General features: G+C 67.2%; 15 protein-coding genes. 10 read left to right on the top strand and 5 right to left on the bottom strand.

Features of this window, described 5'->3' with window-relative positions; translation table 11 throughout:
• Positions 1-104 precede the first annotated feature (104 nt).
• Genes IAE58_RS16495 through IAE58_RS16485 form a run of 3 tightly spaced genes read left to right on the top strand, consistent with a single transcriptional unit; the run spans position 105 to position 3508 of the window.
• Positions 105-899: a thiazole synthase gene (locus tag IAE58_RS16495; RefSeq protein WP_108750910.1), complete on the top strand. Its 795-nt coding sequence runs from the start codon at positions 105-107 to the stop codon at positions 897-899.
• The gene (gene trmB / locus IAE58_RS16490) at positions 899-1633 is read left to right on the top strand and encodes a tRNA (guanosine(46)-N7)-methyltransferase TrmB (RefSeq protein WP_006387461.1); all 735 of its coding nucleotides are present in this window, start codon (positions 899-901) and stop codon (positions 1631-1633) included. The genes IAE58_RS16495 and trmB overlap by 1 nt, the downstream gene beginning before the upstream one ends.
• Positions 1634-1660: 27 nt before the next feature.
• Positions 1661-3508, top strand: a complete 1848-nt coding sequence (locus IAE58_RS16485; protein ID WP_108757018.1) for an SLC13 family permease — start codon at positions 1661-1663, stop codon at positions 3506-3508.
• A gap of 136 nt (positions 3509-3644) precedes the next feature.
• On the opposite strand, the gene IAE58_RS16480 is transcribed toward IAE58_RS16485, so the two are convergent.
• Entirely contained in the window at positions 3645-3983 is a 339-nt protein-coding gene (locus IAE58_RS16480; protein ID WP_199934095.1) for a Rieske (2Fe-2S) protein, read from the bottom strand.
• A 177-nt stretch (positions 3984-4160) separates the two neighbouring features.
• On the opposite strand from IAE58_RS16480, the gene IAE58_RS16475 reads away from it, so the two are divergent.
• The 4 genes from IAE58_RS16475 (at position 4161) to IAE58_RS16460 (ending at position 7369) form a co-directional block, all read left to right on the top strand.
• A complete protein-coding gene (locus IAE58_RS16475; protein ID WP_108750914.1) occupies positions 4161-4445 on the top strand; it encodes a hypothetical protein in 285 nt (94 codons plus the stop codon).
• Positions 4446-4515: 70 nt separating this feature from the next.
• Positions 4516-5232: a fumarylacetoacetate hydrolase family protein gene (locus tag IAE58_RS16470; RefSeq protein ID WP_108750915.1), complete on the top strand. Its 717-nt coding sequence runs from the start codon at positions 4516-4518 to the stop codon at positions 5230-5232.
• Positions 5233-5286: 54 nt separating this feature from the next.
• Positions 5287-5691 carry a large-conductance mechanosensitive channel protein MscL gene (mscL, locus tag IAE58_RS16465; protein WP_108753980.1) on the top strand — a complete coding sequence of 135 codons (405 nt, stop codon included), beginning with the start codon at positions 5287-5289 and terminating at the stop codon, positions 5689-5691.
• 256 nt (positions 5692-5947) lie between these two features.
• On the top strand, positions 5948-7369 hold the full coding sequence (locus IAE58_RS16460; RefSeq protein ID WP_108757021.1) for a M28 family peptidase: 1422 nt from the start codon (positions 5948-5950) through the stop codon (positions 7367-7369).
• 152 nt (positions 7370-7521) lie between these two features.
• Here the strand turns inward: IAE58_RS16460 and IAE58_RS16455 are convergent, their stop codons facing one another.
• The 4 genes from IAE58_RS16455 to IAE58_RS16440 form a co-directional block, all read right to left on the bottom strand.
• The gene (locus IAE58_RS16455; RefSeq protein WP_199934096.1) at positions 7522-8973 is read right to left on the bottom strand and encodes an alanine/glycine:cation symporter family protein; all 1452 of its coding nucleotides are present in this window, start codon (positions 8971-8973) and stop codon (positions 7522-7524) included.
• Between the two features lie 11 nt (positions 8974-8984).
• The gene (locus tag IAE58_RS16450) at positions 8985-9971 is read right to left on the bottom strand and encodes a hypothetical protein (protein WP_199934097.1); all 987 of its coding nucleotides are present in this window, start codon (positions 9969-9971) and stop codon (positions 8985-8987) included.
• A gap of 221 nt (positions 9972-10192) precedes the next feature.
• Complete coding sequence (locus IAE58_RS16445) at positions 10193-11035, bottom strand: TrmH family RNA methyltransferase (protein WP_199934098.1); 843 nt, start codon at positions 11033-11035, stop codon at positions 10193-10195.
• The gene (locus IAE58_RS16440; RefSeq protein ID WP_199934099.1) at positions 11036-12544 is read right to left on the bottom strand and encodes an alanine/glycine:cation symporter family protein; all 1509 of its coding nucleotides are present in this window, start codon (positions 12542-12544) and stop codon (positions 11036-11038) included. It lies immediately after the preceding gene.
• Positions 12545-12761: 217 nt separating this feature from the next.
• Here IAE58_RS16440 and mfd point away from each other — a divergent pair, with 217 nt between their 5' ends.
• The 3 genes from mfd to IAE58_RS16425 all read left to right on the top strand — a co-directional run bounded on the left by mfd (position 12762) and on the right by IAE58_RS16425 (position 17555).
• Complete coding sequence (gene mfd, locus IAE58_RS16435; protein WP_199932204.1) at positions 12762-16226, top strand: transcription-repair coupling factor; 3465 nt, start codon at positions 12762-12764, stop codon at positions 16224-16226.
• Between the two features lie 82 nt (positions 16227-16308).
• A complete protein-coding gene (locus IAE58_RS16430) occupies positions 16309-16824 on the top strand; it encodes a hypothetical protein (RefSeq protein ID WP_199932203.1) in 516 nt (171 codons plus the stop codon).
• 125 nt (positions 16825-16949) lie between these two features.
• Positions 16950-17555, top strand: coding sequence for an HD domain-containing phosphohydrolase (locus IAE58_RS16425; RefSeq protein WP_199932202.1), 606 nt, complete (start codon positions 16950-16952; stop codon positions 17553-17555).
• The last annotated feature ends 104 nt before the right edge of the window (positions 17556-17659 follow it).

Below are 17659 nucleotides of genomic sequence, written 5' to 3'. Positions count from 1 at the left end.
GGCATGGCCCGGCGCTACCGGTGCACGCGCGTGGTAGCGCCGGGCCATGCCCGGCGAGCCCTCTGCGTGACCCCATCTTCAGACGGATAGGCGATAATCGCGGCATGAACGTTCATGTCTCCCCCGATTCGCTGGTGATCGCCGGCAAGACCTACGGCTCGCGGCTGCTCACCGGCACCGGCAAGTTCAAGGATCTGCAGGAAACCCGCCTGGCCACCGAGGCCGCTGGCGCCCAGATCGTCACCGTGGCCATCCGCCGCACCAACATCGGGCAGAACCCCGGTGAACCGAACCTGCTGGACGTGCTGCCGCCGGACCGCTTCACCATCCTGCCCAACACCGCCGGCTGCTACACCGCCGAAGACGCCGTGCGTACCTGCCGCCTGGCGCGCGAGCTGCTGGACGGCCACAACCTGACCAAACTGGAAGTACTGGGCGACCAGAAGACCCTGTACCCGGACGTGGTGCAGACCCTGAAGGCCGCCGAGCAGCTGGTGAAGGATGGCTTCGAGGTGATGGTCTATACGTCCGACGACCCGATCCTGGCCAAGCGCCTGGAAGAGATCGGCTGCGCGGCGGTGATGCCGCTGGCCGCGCCGATCGGTTCGGGCCTGGGTATCCAGAACAAGTACAACCTGCTGCAGATCATTGAAGACGCCAAGGTGCCGATCATTGTCGACGCCGGCGTGGGCACCGCCTCGGATGCGGCCATTGCTATGGAACTGGGCTGCGACGGCGTGCTGATGAACACCGCCATTGCCGGCGCGCGCAACCCGGTGCTGATGGCCAGCGCCATGCGCAAGGCCGTGGAAGCCGGCCGCGAGGCCTTCCTGGCCGGGCGCATTCCCCGCAAGCGCTATGCCAGTGCGTCTTCGCCGGTGGAAGGGGTGATCGGCTGATGACCAATCCCTTCGACAGTGCCGGTTCCAAGGCCCCGCCCAAGCCCTTCACCGTGAGCGAGGGCCGCCGCGAGGTGCGCAGCTTCGTGCTGCGCCAAGGCCGCTTCACCCCGGCCCAGCAGCGCGCGTTCGACGAACGCTGGCCGCGCTTCGGCATCGACTACAACGGCCAGCCGCGCGACCTGGACGCCACCTTCGGCCGGCCGGCGCACAAGGTGCTGGAAATCGGCTTCGGCAACGGTGCGGCCATGCGCTTCGCCGCCCAGCACGATCCGTCGCGCGATTACATCGGCATTGAAGTGCACGCCCCCGGCGTGGGCCGCCTGCTGAACGCGCTGGCCGATGACAATGCCGACCACGTGCGCCTGTACCACCACGATGCGGTGGAAGTGCTGCAGAACGAGATTGCCGACGGCGCGCTGGACGAAGTGCGCATCTACTTCCCCGACCCGTGGCACAAGAAGCGCCACAACAAGCGCCGCCTGCTGCAGCCGGCGTTCGCCGAGCTGATCGTGCGCAAGCTGCGCCCGGGTGGCCGCCTGCACTGCGCCACCGACTGGGAAGACTACGCCGAGCAGATGTGGGACGTGCTGGACGCCACCGCCGGGCTGGTGAACCGTGCCGGCCCGCGTGGCAGCGTGCCGCGACCGGACTGGCGCCCGCAGACCCATTTCGAGACCCGCGGCCAGAAGCTGGGCCACGGCGTCTGGGATCTGCTGTACGACCGCACCTGACCGCCCACCGAGGACCCTGCGCCCCACATGGATACCGCGCTGACGCTGACCAACGACATGAAGCTCGTGCTCGGGCTGGTTGGTTTCACGATGGCGATGTTCCTGTTCGAGCGCATCCGCGCCGACGTGGTGGCGCTGGTGGTGCTGGTGGTGCTGGGCGTGACCGGCCTGATCGCCCCTGAGGAAATCTTCGGGGGCTTTTCCGGTAACGCGGTGATGAGCATCATCGCCACCACCATCCTGGGCGCGGGCCTGGACCGCACCGGTGCACTGAACCGGCTGGCCGCGTGGCTGCTGCGGCGTGGCCACGGCGTCGAACAGCGGCTGCTGATGATGACCACCGCCATCGCCGGCTTGAACTCCTCGTTCATGCAGAACCCCTCGGTGATGGCGTTGTACCTGCCAGTGGCTTCGCGCCTGGCCGCGCGCACCGGGCTGACCCTGCAGCGCCTGCTGCTGCCCATCTCGGCGGCGATCGTGATGGGCGGCGCGCTGACCATGGTCGGCAATTCACCGCTGATCCTGCTGAACGATCTGCTGGCCTCGGCCAACAACAATCTTCCCTCCGGCCTGGCCACCATCGAGCCGCTGCGCATGTTCGCGCCGCTGCCGATCGGCGTGGCCCTGCTGGTGGCGTCGCTGCTGTACTTCCGCTATTACGGCGACCGCAAGCTGATCGAGGAAGAGAACCTGGTGAACGACGGGGTGACCCCGGCGCGCACCGAAAGCTACTTTGCCAAGACCTACGGCATTGAAGGCGATGTCTTCGAGCTGGTGGTGACCGCCGAGAGCCCGCTGGTGGGCATGACCCTGGGCGAGGCCGAGAACCTGCACGACGCACCGCTGCTGCTGGCGCTGAAGACCGGCAATGACACCCGCCTGGCGCCGCCGGCGGAAATGCGCATCTGGGTAGGCAGCGTGCTGGGTGCGATGGGCCCGCGCGAGCAGATCAGCGATTTCGCGCAGAACCAGTTCCTGCGCATGTCCTCGCGCCTGAAGCACCTGGGCGACCTGTTCAATCCCAGCCGCGCCGGTATTTCCGAAGCGGTGGTGCCGCCCACCTCGAACGTGATCGGCAAGAGCGCGGCCGATCTGCGCCTGCGAAAGGAACGCGGCATCAGCCTGCTGGCGATCAACCGCGACAAGCAGGTGATCCGCGAGGACGTGCGCGATGTGCAGCTGCGCGCCGGCGACATGCTGGTCTTCCACAGCATCTGGACCGACCTGGCGCAGGCCGCGCGCAGCCGCGACTTCGTGGTGGTGACCGACTACCCCACCGGCGAACAGCGCCCGCACAAGTTCAAGATCGCCATGGCGATCTTCGCGCTGACCATCCTGATTGCGCTGACCAGCAAGCTGCCGGTGGCGCTGACCCTGATGACCGGCGTGGCCGGCATGCTGCTGACCGGCGTGCTGCGCATGGACGAGGCCTATGCCTCGATCAACTGGAAGACGGTGTTCATGATGGCCGGGCTGATTCCGCTCGGCTGGGCGATGGATTCCAGTGGTGCGGCGGCATGGGTGGCCGGGCATACCATCGACAAACTGCCCACCGGCATTCCGCTGTGGGTGCTGGAAGTGGCGCTGGCGCTGTTGACCACCGCGTTCTCGCTGGTGATCAGCCATGTGGGCGCGACCATCGTGATGGTGCCCATTGCAGTGAACCTGGCACTGGCGGCCGGTGGCAACCCGACCGCGTTCGCGCTGATCGTGGCGCTGTCGGCGTCCAACAACCTGATGACCGCCTCCAACCCGGTCATTTCGATGATCACCGGCCCGGCCAACTACACCCCGCGCGAGATGTGGCGCGTGGGCGGACCGCTGTCACTGATCTACACCTGTGTGGTGGTGCTGATGATCAACCTGATGTTCTGAGGTCGCACCCGGCTCTGGTAGGTGTCGACCTTGGTGGACACGGCTTTTGTAGAGTCGAGCCATGCTCGACTGGCTCCGGCCCGATAGGGTCAGAGCCGTTTTCCTGCGGAAAACGGATCCGACCCTGGACCTGGCCTCAGGCCAGGTAAACCTGCCCGTCGCGCACATTCACCGGCACTGCGCGCAGGCGATCGCCCTTGCACGGGCCCGCCACGCAATCGCCGCTGTCCAGCGCGAACGAGGCGCCATGTGCCGCACACACCAGATGGCCTTCACGGCTTTTCAGGAACTGCCCCGGCGCCCAGTCCAGGCGGCGACCGGCATGCGGGCAGATGTTCAGGAAGGCGCGCACCTGGTTGCCGTCGCGATACAGCACCACCGACTCGGCATCGCCGTCCACCAGCGCTTCAACCTCGGCAAAGGCCCCATCGGCAAGGGCTTCCAGAGCAATGAGGGCGGCAGCGGGGGTCGTCATGGCGAAGGCTCGAACGTAAAGCGGCATTGTCGCACGCGCGCTCAGGTCACTGGCTCTCACATGAACACAAGTCATTGATTGGTAATAAGCCGGGGCTATATTTAACGACTTTTTCACTCAATGACAGTGGCGCCTCCGGATACTGGCGGTTCGCTGATTTCAGCCTATCGAGCCGCCATGTTTACTCGCGCATCCGCCGTCCACCACTTCCGTACCCTGTTCGCGCCGCGCAAGCCGCGTAACCCGCTGGTGCGCATTGCCGTGGGCCTGCTGGGCCTGGCCATCCTGGCCGCCATGGTGTTCGTGGGCGTGTTCGTGGGCGCAGCGATGATCCTGATCGGCCTGGCGTGGAAGCTGCTGGCCTCGCGCAAGCCGGCCAGCGTTGGCCGTGCCGCCGACCCCAACGTGGTGGAAGGTGAGTACCGCGTGGTGCGTAAATCGGCGCTGTCCTCGCCGCGTTGAAGGCTGGCACCCGCTGACGGCGGGTAGCGTTAAGTTCTAGACTGCGGGCACGCCCTTCCTGGATGTCCGCATGTCCGATGTTTCCGATGTGATTGCCGCCCCCGCCGTGCCCCGCGTTCCCGTGGTGGGCGGTGGCAGCTTCCCCGTGCACCGCGTGTACTGCGTGGGCCGCAACTTCGCCGACCACGCACGCGAAATGGGTGCCGCAGTGCCGGCCGCCGATGATCGCGGCCGGCCGATGTTCTTCACCAAGCCAGCCGATGCCATCGTGGTCGGCCACGACGATGTGATTCCCTACCCGCCGGCCACCGCCAACCTGCACCACGAGGTGGAGCTGGTGGTGGCGATCGGCCGGGACGCGCCGGCCGGTGAGCTGGCCGTAGCCGATGCCGACGCACTGGTGTACGGCTATGCCGTGGGCCTGGACCTGACCCGCCGCGACCTGCAGGCCGCCGCGAAGGAAAAGGGCCACCCGTGGGATTCGGCCAAGGGCTTTGACGCCTCCGCGCCGATCAGCGAAATCGTGCATGCCGGCGAAGTCGGTGATCTGGCCGCCCTGAATCTTTCGCTGGAAGTGAACGGCGAAGTGCGCCAGCAATCGCTGCTGGACCAGATGATCTGGAACGTGCCGGAAATCCTGCATGAGCTGTCCAAGCTGTGGCAGCTGCGCGCCGGCGATCTGGTGTTCATGGGCACGCCGTCGGGCGTGGCCGCACTGAAGCCGGGCGACCGTTTCAGCGCACGCCTGGAAAACGTAGCCGAGCGCCACGGCGTCATCGCTGGCTGACATCTGCTGCGTTACCCTGCGCCCTGTCCCCTCGCCCTCTGGAGAAGAACAACAATGGGAATGCTTACCGAGTTCAAGGAATTCGCGATGCGCGGCAACGTCATCGACCTCGCCGTGGGCGTGGTGATTGGCGCAGCCTTCGGCAAGATCGTCACCGCGCTGGTGGAAAAAATCATCATGCCGCCGCTGGGCATGCTGATCGGCAAGGTGGATTTCTCTGACCTGGCCTGGGTGCTGTCACCGGCCAGCATCGGCCCGGATGGCAAGGAGATTCCGGCGGTGGTGATCGGCTACGGCGATTTCCTCAACACGCTGGTGCAGTTCGTCATCGTGGCCTTCGCCATCTTCCTGGTGATCAAGGTGATCAACCGCCTGTCACGCAAGAAGGAAGCCGCCCCGGCCGCCACGCCGGAAGACGTGCTGCTGCTGCGCGAAATCCGCGACAGCCTGAAGAAATAAGGTGCCGGGCGCCATCGCGCGCCCCGCCCGTCCGTAGAGTCGAGCTTGCTCGACTGGGCGGGACGATAATCAAGGTAGCGCCGGGCCATGCCCGGCGAGCGAAGCGGATCGTGGACCTCCGTCGGGCACGGCCCGGCGCTACCGCTTTGCCGCACATGGCCGGAAAACAGCATTCAGCCCCGGCATGACCTCCCACCCATGCGCGGCGCTGAACGACTGTTAAGCTCCAAGGCTTACACCCTTCCCGGAGCTGTCCATGCGTCGCCGCATTCTTGCCATCGCATCGTCCCTCGCCCTGTTGGCCGCGCCTGCGTTTGCGGCGCCTCGCACCACCACCCTGCCCCCGGCCTCGCTGGCCACGGCCGCGCAGCTGCGCGACCAGGCACTGGCCGATGACACCGGCTGGAAGGTGGTCGAATCGTTGACCACCGAAATCGGCCCGCGCATTGCCGGCAGCGAGGCCGATGCCCGCGCCGTGGCCTGGGCCGAAGCCAAGTTCAAGGCACTGGGCTTTGACAAGGTCTGGAAGGAACCGGTGACCTTCCCCAAGTGGGAACGCCGCAGTGAACACGCCGCGGTGACCGGCAAGAACCCGCAGCCGCTGCAGATCACCGCGCTGGGCGGCAGCCCCGGCGGCACCGTGGAGGCCGAGGTGGTGCGCTTTGCCGATCTGGCCGCCCTGCAGGCCGCACCGGCCGGTTCGCTGAAGGGCAAGATCGCCTTCGTCGATTACCAGATGCTGCCGTTCCGCGATGGCCGCGACTACGGCCGTGGTGGCGCGATCCGCAGCAAGGGCCCGTCCGAGGCGATCCGCAAGGGTGCGGTCGGCTTCCTGATGCGCTCGGCCGGTACCGATTCGCACCGTGTGCCGCACACCGGCATCACCCGCTTCGACGATGGCCTGACCCCGGTGCCGTCGGCCGCGCTGTCGGTGCCCGATGCCGACCAGCTGGCCCGCCTGCTGGCCCGTGGCAGCACCACGGTGAAGGTGGCGCTGGACTGCGGCTGGGATGGCACGGCCACCTCGTACAACGTGATCGGTGAGATCACCGGGCGCAGCCTGCCCAAGGAAGTGGTGGTGATTGGCGGCCACCTGGATTCGTGGGACCTGGGTACCGGCGCGGTGGATGATGGCGCCGGCGTGGGCATCACCATGGCCGCCGGCCATCTGATCGGCCAGCTGAAGCAGGCACCCAAGCGCACGATCCGGGTGATCGCCTTCGCCAACGAGGAACAGGGTCTGTACGGCGGCAAGGCCTATGCCGAAGCACACGCCAAGGACGTGGCCCTGCACCAGCTGGCTGCCGAGAGCGACTTCGGTGCCGGCCGCATCTATGCGTTCAACACCGGTTCGCCGAACCCGGAAGGGTCGCGCGAGGCGACCAAGCAGATTGCCGAGGTGATGAAGCCGCTGGGCATCGAGTACCAGGCCGACAAGGGCGGCCCGGGCCCGGACGTGGGCCCGCTGGCGGCCAAGGGCGGCGCATGGGCGTGGCTGGCACAGGATGGATCGGACTATTTCCACCTGCACCACACCGCCGACGATACGCTGGACAAGATCGACCCGAAGGCGCTGGCGCAGAACGTGGCCGCGTACACCGTGTTTGCGTATCTGGCCGCCGAAGCCGATGGCAGCTTTGGCAGTGAGGCCAAGGCGACGGTTCCGCCGAACGAGTAATGCGGTAGCGCCGGGGCAAGAGCGGTGCGAACCAAGGTTCGCACCCACCAGGCAAGAGCATGGCCCGAAGGTAGCGCCGGGCCATGCCCGGCGATCACCGCGGCAACAGCCGTGCGAACCAAGGTTCGCACCTACCAGGCGATTGCGTGGGATCAGCCTTCCCAGACCCGTGTATTGCGGACGCCGACCTTCTGCGGGTTGAACAACGGATCGCGCTTGTTGCGCTTCTGCTGCTCGTAATCGCGAAGGGCGGCCAGCGCGGGCTTCTGCAGCAGTACGATGGCGATGATGTTCAACCAGCTCATCATGCCCACGCCAATATCGCCCAGCGACCAGGCCACGGTGGCGCTGTTCATGGCCGAATAGCCGGTGGCGGCCAGGAACGACAGTTGGAACACCCCCATCACCCACGGGCTGGGGCGGTCGCGGCACAGGTAGCTGACGTTGGTTTCGGCCATGTAGTACAGCGCCAGGATGGTGGTGAACGCGAACGGCAGGATCGCCAGCGCCACGAACGAGCGACCGAAGCCCGGCAATGCCGATTCCACCGCGTGCTGTACGAAGCGCGGCCCGGCCTCCACGCCCGGCAGATTGCCCAGCAGCAGCCGCGCCTCATCGGGAATGCCGTTCACCGCTGGGTCGTACACGTTGTACAGGCCGGTGGACAGGATCAGGAACGCGGTAGCGCTGCACACCACCAAGGTGTCGATGTAGACCGAGAACGACTGCACCAGGCCCTGCTTCACCGGATGCGAGACCTCGGCGGCGGCGGCCGGATGCGCGCCACTGCCCATGCCTGCTTCGTTGGACAGCACGCCACGGCGCACACCCCACTGGATGGCCGTGCCGATCATCGCGCCAAACGCCGCATCCACACCGAAGGCGCTGCGCACCACCAGCAGGATGACCTCGGGCAGCTTGTCCGCATTGATGACCATGACCACGGCGGTCACGCCCAGATAGGCCACGGCCATGATCGGCACCACCCATTCGGCCACGCGCGCAATGCGGCGCACGCCGCCGAACAGCACCACGGCCAGCACCACCAGCAGTACGCCCGTGGTCGCCGCCACCGGCACGTTCCAGGCTTCGTTCACCGCACTGGTGATGGCGTTGGACTGGGTACCGGCCAGCATCGCCCCGGCCATCACCGTGACCACCGCGAACAGCACCGCATACCAGCGCTGGCCCAGGCCCTTTTCGATGTAGTACGCCGGCCCGCCGCGGTACTGGCCCTTGCCGTCGCGGTCCTTGTAGATCTGCGCCAGGGTGGATTCGATGAAGGCGCTGGAGGCGCCCAGGAACGCCACGATCCACATCCAGAAGATGGCCCCCGGGCCGCCGAAAGCGATGGCCATGGCCACGCCGGCGATGTTGCCCACGCCCACCCGGCTGGACAGCGACAACGACAAGGCCTGGAACGGCGATACGCCTGCCTCGGAACGTTCATGGCGGAACATGAGGCGCAGCATGTCCGGCAGCGCACGCAGCTGGATGAAACGGGTGCGGATGCTGAAGTACAGCCCGGCCAGCAGGCACAGCACCACCAGCAGCGGGCTCCAGACTACGCCCAGCACGCTGTTGACGATGGATTCGACAGTCATGGCGCGCCCCCTTAGAAGAACATGCCCAGGGCGACCTGGGGGCTGATGATGCGGCCGCTGTTGCGCCCGGCCACGGTCACTTCCACGCCGGCGATCAACCCCAGCGAGGGGCTGAAGTGGTATTCCACCGCAGGCGCCAGGGTGAGGTTGCGACTGGCAGGGCGACGCTCGTCGATGCGCCGCACCTGACCATCTGCGCCCGGCGCAAAGCCGGTCAGGCGCTGGCCCGATTCGCGGCTGGCCGCGAACTCCATGACCCCGACCCAGCGCGAATTGAAGCTGTACTCGGCACCGACCGACAGCCCCAGCACCGAGCCGCGCGCGATGTGGCCCTGGAAGCCACGGTCGGTGCCATACACGCTGGCGCCGGAAATGGCCGTGCGCGACGGTGCAGGGCCGGCACTGAACTGCGCGCGCCAGCGCAGCGGCCGGTCGTTGGCCATCCATTCCACCTTCTGCGTGCCCAGCGCCAGCGTGGTGCGCTGCACGCCATCGCCCTGCGCATCCAGCGCATTGCCGGTGATGCGGTCGTGGCTGCCGGTGCTGAAGCGCTGCACCAGCGCGATCGAAACGGCCGGGGTAGTGCCATCGGCACTGGGGGCCTGCAGCAGGTACTGCAGGCGCGCAGTGGTATCGCCGGCGCGGAAGCCGCTGCTGTGGGTGCTGCCCGATTCGGCGCGCGAGGCGCTCAGGTTGACCTGGCCGGTGACCCGTTCGCTGAAGCCGTAGGCAATGGGCACCACCACCGCCCAGGCGCCGCTGCGTTCATCGCTGCGGTGGCGATCGCCGCTGTCGTCGAAGTACGCGGTGCTGTCCACACGCACCAGATAGGGTTCGATGTACCAGTGCCCGGCCGCCATGCCGGCGGGGTTGGGGGTGATCAGCGGGCCGGTGAAGTTGACGCCTTCCAGGCTGTGTTGCTGGGCCAGCGCACTGGCACTGTGCAGCGTGCAGGCCAGCAGCAGGGCAACGGCAAGGGTAGAACGCGGGTGATGCATGACAGCCACTCCTGGACAACGTGGGTTGGACTTCCACCCTGCGTCGCCGGGAACGGCGGACCAATAAGGAAACTTTCAAAACGTCATGCGTGCTTGACGCACTGGCGTGTGGGGCAAGTCTGCGGCCTGGGGTCAGAGCCCTCGCCTGCGGCGAGGGATTCGACCCGGATGCCCGGGGTCGGATCCCGCGTCGAAGGCGCGGGCTCCGACCCCATCAGCGGTCAACCGCGACGGCTGGCCCACTGCGCCAGCAGCACTGCCGTGGCAGATGCGACATTCAGGCTTTCCACCGCGCCGCTGCCCCGAATCGACACCTGCTGGTCACACAGACCGGCCAGTTCGCGGTCCATGCCCTCGCCTTCGGCGCCCATCACGTACACCAGGCGCGCCGGCAGACTCGCGCGGAAAACGTCTTCGCCGCCGTCCACCAGGGTGGCGGCCAGGCCGAAACCGGCCGCACGCAGCTGCGCCATGGCCTGCGCATCGTCGGGCAACTGCACCAGCGGCACGGCTTCGGCACCGCCTTCGGCGACGCGCGCGGCGGCGCCGGACAGGGCCAGCGTGCTGCCGGCCGGCAGCAGCAGCGCCTTCACCCCGAAGTGCGCGGCCGAACGCAGGATCGCGCCCAGGTTGTGCGGGTTGCCCACGCCATCCAGCCACAGCGCCAGCGCCGGGCCATCACCCACCTGCTGCAGCCACTGCGCCAGTTCCAGCGCGGGTGCGCGCAGTACGTCAGCCACCACGCCTTCGTGGTGGGTGGTGCCGGCCAGCTTGTTCAGATCGCCGTCTTCCACCACCCGGTAGCCCACGCGGTTGGTCACGCACCACTTCAACAGCGGCTGCAGGCGCGGAATACGCGCCTCCAGCAGGTACAGCTTGCGCAGTGCCTGCGGGCGGGCTTCGAACGCGGCCAGCACGGCATTCAGGCCGTACAGGCGCAGTTCGTCATTGCCACGCCCACCGGCGCCTGCACCACCGCCACTGCCCTGCCCTTCCGGGCGCGGCAACGGTGTGGCACGCGGCGGACGGGCGGACGGGCGGCGGTTGTTCCAGGGGTTGTTCACTTACACGGTCTCCTGCTTGCGTTGGCGCCAGAAATCGGCGTTCTTGATCCCCAGTGCATCGGGGTCGAACGTCGGGTCCAGGCCCAGCTTCTTCTGTCGTTCGTAGTCGCGCAGGGCCAGCATGGCCGGCTTCTGCACGATGAGGATGGCAATGATGTTCAGCCAGGCCATCAGGCCCACGCCGATGTCACCCAGCGCCCAGGCCAGGGTGGCGTTGTGGAAGGCGCCGAACACCACCATGCCGATGATGCCCAGCCGCAGCAGCAGCACGGTGAGCGGGCGCTTCTTGTTGTGGTTGACGTAGGTCAGGTTGGTTTCGGCCATGTAGTAATAGGCCATGATGGTGGTGAAGGCGAAGAAGAAGATGGCGATGGACACGAACGCCGAACCCCAGCCCGGCAGCACCGCTTCCACGCCCGCCTGCGCATAGCCGGCGCCTTCGGGAATGCCGGCCAGACCCTGGAAGATCGGGGCGGCGCCTTCCACCGGCGAATAGACGTTGTAGGTGCCGCTGGCCAGGATCAGGAAGGCGGTGGCGGTGCACACCATCATGGTGTCGAAGTAGATGGCGAAGGCCTGCACGTAGCCCTGCTTGGCCGGGTGCGAGACTTCCGAGGCTGCTGCGGCGTGCGGGCCCGAACCCTGGCCGGCTTCGTTGGCGTAGATGCCGCGCTTGATGCCCCATTCGATGGCCAGGCCCATCATGGCGCCGAACGCCGCATGGGTACCGAAGGCGCTGTCGAAGATGATGCCGAACATTTCCGGCACGCGGTCGGCATTGATGATCATGATGACGATGGCCATCAGGATGAAGCCGGCGGCCATGAACGGCACCACCACTTCGGCGAAGTTGGCGATGCGCTTGACGCCACCGAAGATGACCACGCCCAGCAGCAGGGCCACCACGATGCCGATGCCCAGCTTCAGCGCCTGCACCTGGTCCATGCCGAAGGCCTGGCCATCCAGCGGACCGCACAGCGCGGTGCCACGGCAGGCGTTGATGACGCTGTCAGCGATGGCATTGGCCTGCACGCCCGGCATCAGGAAGCCGGCCGCGATGATCGTGGCGACGGCGAAGGCCAGGGCGTACCACTTCAGGCCCATCGCCTTTTCGATGTAGTAGGCCGGGCCACCGCGGTAGCGGCCTTCGGCGTCCTTGGTCTTGTAGATCTGCGCCAGGGTGCATTCCACATACGAGGTGGACGCGCCGAGGAAGCCCATCACCCACATCCAGAAGATCGCACCGGGGCCGCCGAAGGCGATGGCGGTGGCCACGCCGGCGATGTTGCCGATGCCCATGCGGCCGGCCATGGACATGGCCAAGGCCTGGAACGAGGAGACGCCGGCGTCGGACTTCTCACCCTTCACGGTCAGGCGGCACATCTCGAAGAAGCCGCGGATCTGCATGAAGCGCGTGCGCAGGCTGAAGAACAGGCCGGCGCCCAGGCACACCACAATCAGTGCCTTGCTCCAGATGATGCTGTTGATGAAATGTACGGTTGCTTCCACGCGCGCTCTCTCCAGTCGGCGGGTTGGGGGACGTCCCGTCGGCTGGAAGGGACAGCACCGATTCTCCCTGATCGCGGACCGGGGCGATAGCGGCAGGAGCAATCCGCCGGGGGGGGGGCCCGGGGCGCCCCCGCGGGGGGGGGGGGGCCCGCCCCCCCCGCCACCGCGACCTTACGCACACGGTCACGACAAGGGCATCTGTTAAGATCGGCGGTCCATGTCGCGTACTCCATACCCCGCCCCGCCGCTGCCCCGTGCCGGCCAGCTTCGCGCCTGGTGGCGCGCCCCCGCCTCGCCCACTGCACTGGCCTGGTACCTGGTGCAGGCCGCACGTGCGCACACGGCGCCACTGCTGGTCATCGCCCGTGACAACCACGGCGCCAGCCAGCTGGAAGCCGATCTGCACACCCTGCTGGGTGCCGATCCGTCGCTGCCGGTGGTTGCCTTCCCCGATTGGGAAACGCTGCCCTACGACCGCTTCAGCCCGCACCCGGACATCATCTCGCAGCGCCTGGCCGCCCTGCACCGCCTGCCCACGCTGAAGCGTGGCGTGGTGATCGTGCCGGTGCAGACGCTGCTGCAGCAGTTGGCACCGCAGAGCTATGTGATCGGCGGCAGCTTCGACCTGAAGGTCGGCCAGCGCCTGGACCTGGAGGCCGAGAAGCGCCGACTGGAAAGCGCCGGTTACCGCAACGTGCCGCAGGTGATGGACCCGGGCGATTTCGCCGTGCGCGGCGGCCTGCTGGACGTGTTCCCGATGGGCGCCGACGAGCCCCTGCGGGTGGAACTGCTGGACGAGGACATCGATTCGATCCGCGCCTTCGACCCAGAAAGCCAGCGCTCGCTGGACAAGGTCGACGCCGTGCACATGCTGCCCGGCCGCGAAGTGCCGATGGACGAGGCCAGCATCGCCCGCGTGCTGGCCGCCCTGCGCGAACGCTTCGACGTGGATACCCGCCGCAGCGCGCTGTACCAGGATCTGAAATCCGGCCTGGCACCGGCCGGCATCGAGTACTACCTGCCGCTGTTCTTCGAACGCACCGCTACGCTGTTCGACTACCTGCCCGCAGGCAGCCTGCCCGTGCTGTGTGCCGGCGCCGGCGAGGCTGCCGAAACCTTCTGGACCCAGACCGCCGAGCGCTACGAGCAGCGCCGCCACGATGTGGAACGGCCGCTGCTGCCACCGTCGGCGCTGTACCTGTCGCCGGATCTGCTGCGCGAGCGCCTGAACGATACCGCGCGCATCGAAGTGTGGGCCGCCGACCATGCGCGCATCGCCGATGCGCATGCGCTGGGCGACCAGCCGCTGCCGCCGCTGCCGGTGGCCGCGCGCGAGGCACCGGCCGGCGATGCACTGAAATCCTTCCTGGCCCATTACCCGGGCCGGGTGCTGATCGCGGCCGATTCCCCGGGCCGCCGCGAAGCCCTGCTGGAAGTGCTGCAGGCGGCCGAACTGAAGCCGCCGGTGTTGGCCGATCTGCCGGCCTTCCTGGACAGCGCCGAGCGCTTGGCCATTACCGTGGCCGCGCTGGAAGACGGTTTCGCGCTGGACGAACCGCGCATTGCGGTGCTCACCGAGCGCCAGCTGTTCCCCGAGCGCGCGGCCAGCACCCGCCGCACGCGCCGTGCCGGCCGCGAACCCGAAGCGATCATCCGCGACCTGGGCGAGCTGACCGAAGGCGCGCCCATCGTGCACGAAGACCATGGCGTGGGCCGCTACCGGGGCCTGATCGCGATGGACGTGGGCGGCATGCCCGGCGAATTCCTGGAAATCGAGTACGCCAAGGGCGATCGCCTGTACGTGCCGGTGGCCCAGCTGCACCTGATCAGCCGCTATTCCGGCGCATCGGCGGAAACCGCACCGCTGCACTCGCTGGGCGGCGAGCAATGGAGCAAGGCCAAGCGCAAGGCTGCCGAAAAGGTGCGCGACGTGGCCGCCGAACTGCTGGAAATCCAGGCGCGCCGCCAGGCCCGCGCCGGTCTGGCGCTGCACGTGGACCGCGCCATGTACGAACCGTTTGCGGCCGGCTTCCCGTTCGAAGAAACTCCCGACCAGCTGGCCGCCATCGACGCCACCCTGCGCGACCTGGCCAGCAGCCAGCCGATGGACCGCGTGGTCTGCGGCGACGTCGGCTTCGGCAAGACCGAAGTGGCCGTGCGCGCCGCCTTTGCGGCCGCCAGTGCAGGCAAGCAGGTGGCCGTGCTGGTGCCGACCACGCTGCTGGCCGAACAGCACTTCCGCAATTTCCGTGACCGCTTCGCCGATTACCCGATGAAGGTCGAAGTGCTGTCGCGCTTCAAGACCAGCAAGGAAATCAAGGCCGAGCTGGAGAAGGTCGCCGCCGGAACCATCGATGTGATCGTCGGCACCCATCGCCTGCTGCAGCCGGACGTGAAGTTCAAGGACCTGGGCATGGTCATCGTCGATGAGGAGCAGCGTTTCGGCGTGCGCCAGAAGGAAGCACTGAAGGCGCTGCGCGCCAACGTGCACCTGCTGACCCTGACCGCAACCCCGATCCCGCGCACTTTGAACATGGCCATGGCCGGCCTGCGCGACCTGTCGATCATCGCCACCCCGCCACCGAACCGGCTGGCGGTGCAGACCTTCATCACCCAGTGGGACAACGCGCTGCTGCGCGAGGCCTTCCAGCGCGAGCTGTCGCGCGGCGGCCAGCTGTACTTCCTGCACAACGACGTGGAAAGCATCGGCCGCATGCAGCGCGAGCTGTCCGAGCTGGTGCCCGAAGCGCGCATCGGCATCGCCCACGGGCAGATGCCCGAACGCGAGCTCGAAAAGGTGATGCTGGACTTCCAGAAGCAGCGCTTCAACGTGCTGCTGTCGACCACGATCATCGAATCGGGCATCGACATTCCCAACGCCAACACCATCATCATCAACCGCGCCGACCGCTTCGGCCTGGCCCAGCTGCACCAGCTGCGCGGCCGCGTGGGCCGTTCGCACCACCGCGCCTATGCCTACCTGGTGGTGCCCGACCGCCGCTCGATCACCCCGGATGCGGAAAAGCGCCTGGAAGCGATCGCCTCGATGGACGAACTGGGCGCCGGCTTCACCCTGGCCACGCACGATCTGGAGATCCGCGGCGCTGGCGAGCTGCTGGGCGAAGACCAGAGCGGGCAGATGGCCGAGGTGGGCTTCAGCCTGTACACCGAACTGCTGGAACGCGCCGTGCGCAGCATCCGCCAGGGCAAGCTGCCCGACCTGGATGCCGGTGAAGAAGTGCGCGGTGCCGAAGTCGAGCTGCATGTGCCGGCGCTGATTCCGGAAGACTACCTGCCGGACGTGCACACCCGCCTGACCCTGTACAAGCGCATTTCCAGCGCCCGCGACAGCGCCGAACTGCGCGAACTGCAGGTGGAGATGATCGATCGCTTCGGCCTGCTGCCCGATCCGGCCAAGAATCTGTTCGCCATTGCCGAGTTGAAGCTGCAGGCCAACACGCTGGGCATCCGCAAGCTGGATCTTGGCGAGAACGGCGGCCGCATCGTGTTCGAATCCAAGCCGAACATCGACCCGATGGCGGTGATCCAGCTGATCCAGAAACAGCCCAACCTGTACGCGATGGAAGGGCCGGACAAGCTGCGCATCAAGCACCCGCTGCCGTTGCCGGAAGACCGTTTCAACGCCGCGCGCGCCCTGCTGCTGACCCTGGCCGTGCGCTGACTGCAATCCCCCGGTGCCTTTCCGCTGCGGGCGGTGGAAGGGCACGCTTTTCGTTCCTGCGCCCGCGACAAGGAGTGTTGCTGTGAATCGATTCGCCCCCCTTCTGCTGGCCACCAGCCTGGGCCTGCTGGCCGCCTGCCACAGCGGCATGAGCAACCGCGATTACCTGTACGAGAACGTTGCCAGCTGGAACAGCATGGTGAACACGGTCCAGCTGTGGACCGAAGGCGCGCGTGGCGAAGCCTTCCATGCCGCGCTGCAGGACGGCAAGAGCCTGGAACAGTTCCGCTTCGGCCTGGGCAACGCCCACAAGGAAGCCACCGACCGGCTGGCCCATATCGAGCTGCTGACCCACGGCAAGGATGCCGACGCCCTGCACCAGGACCTGCGCGATTCGGTGCAGAGCACCGCCGACATGTTCGCGGTGATGCAGAAGATCGCCGCCCTGCCCGATGGCTACAGCGAAGCGCAGGTGACGCCGCTGCTGCAGGCACTGGATGAAGCCACCACGAAGATGGACACCGATATGCAGGCATTGAGCGATGCGCAGGACGCATTCGCCAAGGCCAACCGCATCCAGCTGCAGACCACCGGCTGATCGCGTACGAGGCCAGCGCGCCACACGGTGCACAGGCCGCACGCGTTACCCTAGGTGCCACTCTTCCAGACCGGCCCGCTGCTGCGGGCCGGTCGCTTTCGCGCACTGCCTGCGCCTGCACACCGATGCCCCACTCCCAAGCCCCAGACCTGCTGCACGAACATGCCTGCCTGATCGATGCACTGTCGATGTCGCTGCAGATGCGCGATGCCTACACCCGCTACCACTGCGACCGCGTGGGCGTACTGGCCCAGCGCCTGGCCGCACACTGCGACCAGCAGGACGAAACCTGCGCGCTGATCGGCCTGGCCGCGCGTTTCCACGACATCGGCAAGATCGGCATTCCCGATGACGTGCTGCTCAGCCCACGCCAGCACACCCTCGAAGAGCGCGACATCATGCGCGAACATCCGGTGCGCGGCGAACACATCTTCCTGGCCACCGGGCGCAGCGATGCCACCGCCGTGGCGCGGGTGATCCGCGCCCACCATGAAGCCTTCGATGGCAGCGGCTATCCCGATGGCCTGCACGGCGAATCGATTCCGCTGGGCGCACGCATCGTGGCCATCGCCGATGCCTACGACGCGATGACCAGCGCGCGCCCGTACCGCGGCGCGATGGAACACGACGCCGTGCTGCGCATCCTGGAAGAGCAGTCCGGCGGACTGATCGATCCGTATGTACTCAAGCGTTTCCACGGCATGCTGAAGCGCGAACCAGCGCTGGCCTGAGCGCCCGCAGACGCGCGGTAGAGTCGACTAACCTTCCCGCACACCGCAAAAACCCCGCGCTGCGCGCGATAGCCGACTGGGTAGAGTCGACTGTCAGTCGACTG

Source organism: Stenotrophomonas sp. S49 (assembly GCF_016624905.1).
Lineage (GTDB): Bacteria > Pseudomonadota > Gammaproteobacteria > Xanthomonadales > Xanthomonadaceae > Stenotrophomonas.
Note: the sequence above shows the minus strand (reverse complement) of the source record. Positions and strands in the feature narration are given on the sequence as shown.

Bases quoted from the DNA above. Each gene is read 5' to 3' on its own strand.
- IAE58_RS16495 (WP_108750910.1), top strand. From the start codon at position 105: ATGAACGTTCATGTCTCCCCCGATTCGCTGGTGATCGCCGGCAAGACC.
- trmB (WP_006387461.1), top strand. From the start codon at position 899: ATGACCAATCCCTTCGACAGTGCCGGTTCCAAGGCCCCGCCCAAGCCC.
- IAE58_RS16485 (WP_108757018.1), top strand. From the start codon at position 1,661: ATGGATACCGCGCTGACGCTGACCAACGACATGAAGCTCGTGCTCGGG.
- IAE58_RS16480 (WP_199934095.1), bottom strand. From the start codon at position 3,983: ATGACGACCCCCGCTGCCGCCCTCATTGCTCTGGAAGCCCTTGCCGAT.
- IAE58_RS16475 (WP_108750914.1), top strand. From the start codon at position 4,161: ATGTTTACTCGCGCATCCGCCGTCCACCACTTCCGTACCCTGTTCGCG.
- IAE58_RS16470 (WP_108750915.1), top strand. From the start codon at position 4,516: ATGTCCGATGTTTCCGATGTGATTGCCGCCCCCGCCGTGCCCCGCGTT.
- mscL (WP_108753980.1), top strand. From the start codon at position 5,287: ATGGGAATGCTTACCGAGTTCAAGGAATTCGCGATGCGCGGCAACGTC.
- IAE58_RS16460 (WP_108757021.1), top strand. From the start codon at position 5,948: ATGCGTCGCCGCATTCTTGCCATCGCATCGTCCCTCGCCCTGTTGGCC.
- IAE58_RS16455 (WP_199934096.1), bottom strand. From the start codon at position 8,973: ATGACTGTCGAATCCATCGTCAACAGCGTGCTGGGCGTAGTCTGGAGC.
- IAE58_RS16450 (WP_199934097.1), bottom strand. From the start codon at position 9,971: ATGCATCACCCGCGTTCTACCCTTGCCGTTGCCCTGCTGCTGGCCTGC.
- mfd (WP_199932204.1), top strand. From the start codon at position 12,762: ATGTCGCGTACTCCATACCCCGCCCCGCCGCTGCCCCGTGCCGGCCAG.
- IAE58_RS16425 (WP_199932202.1), top strand. From the start codon at position 16,950: ATGCCCCACTCCCAAGCCCCAGACCTGCTGCACGAACATGCCTGCCTG.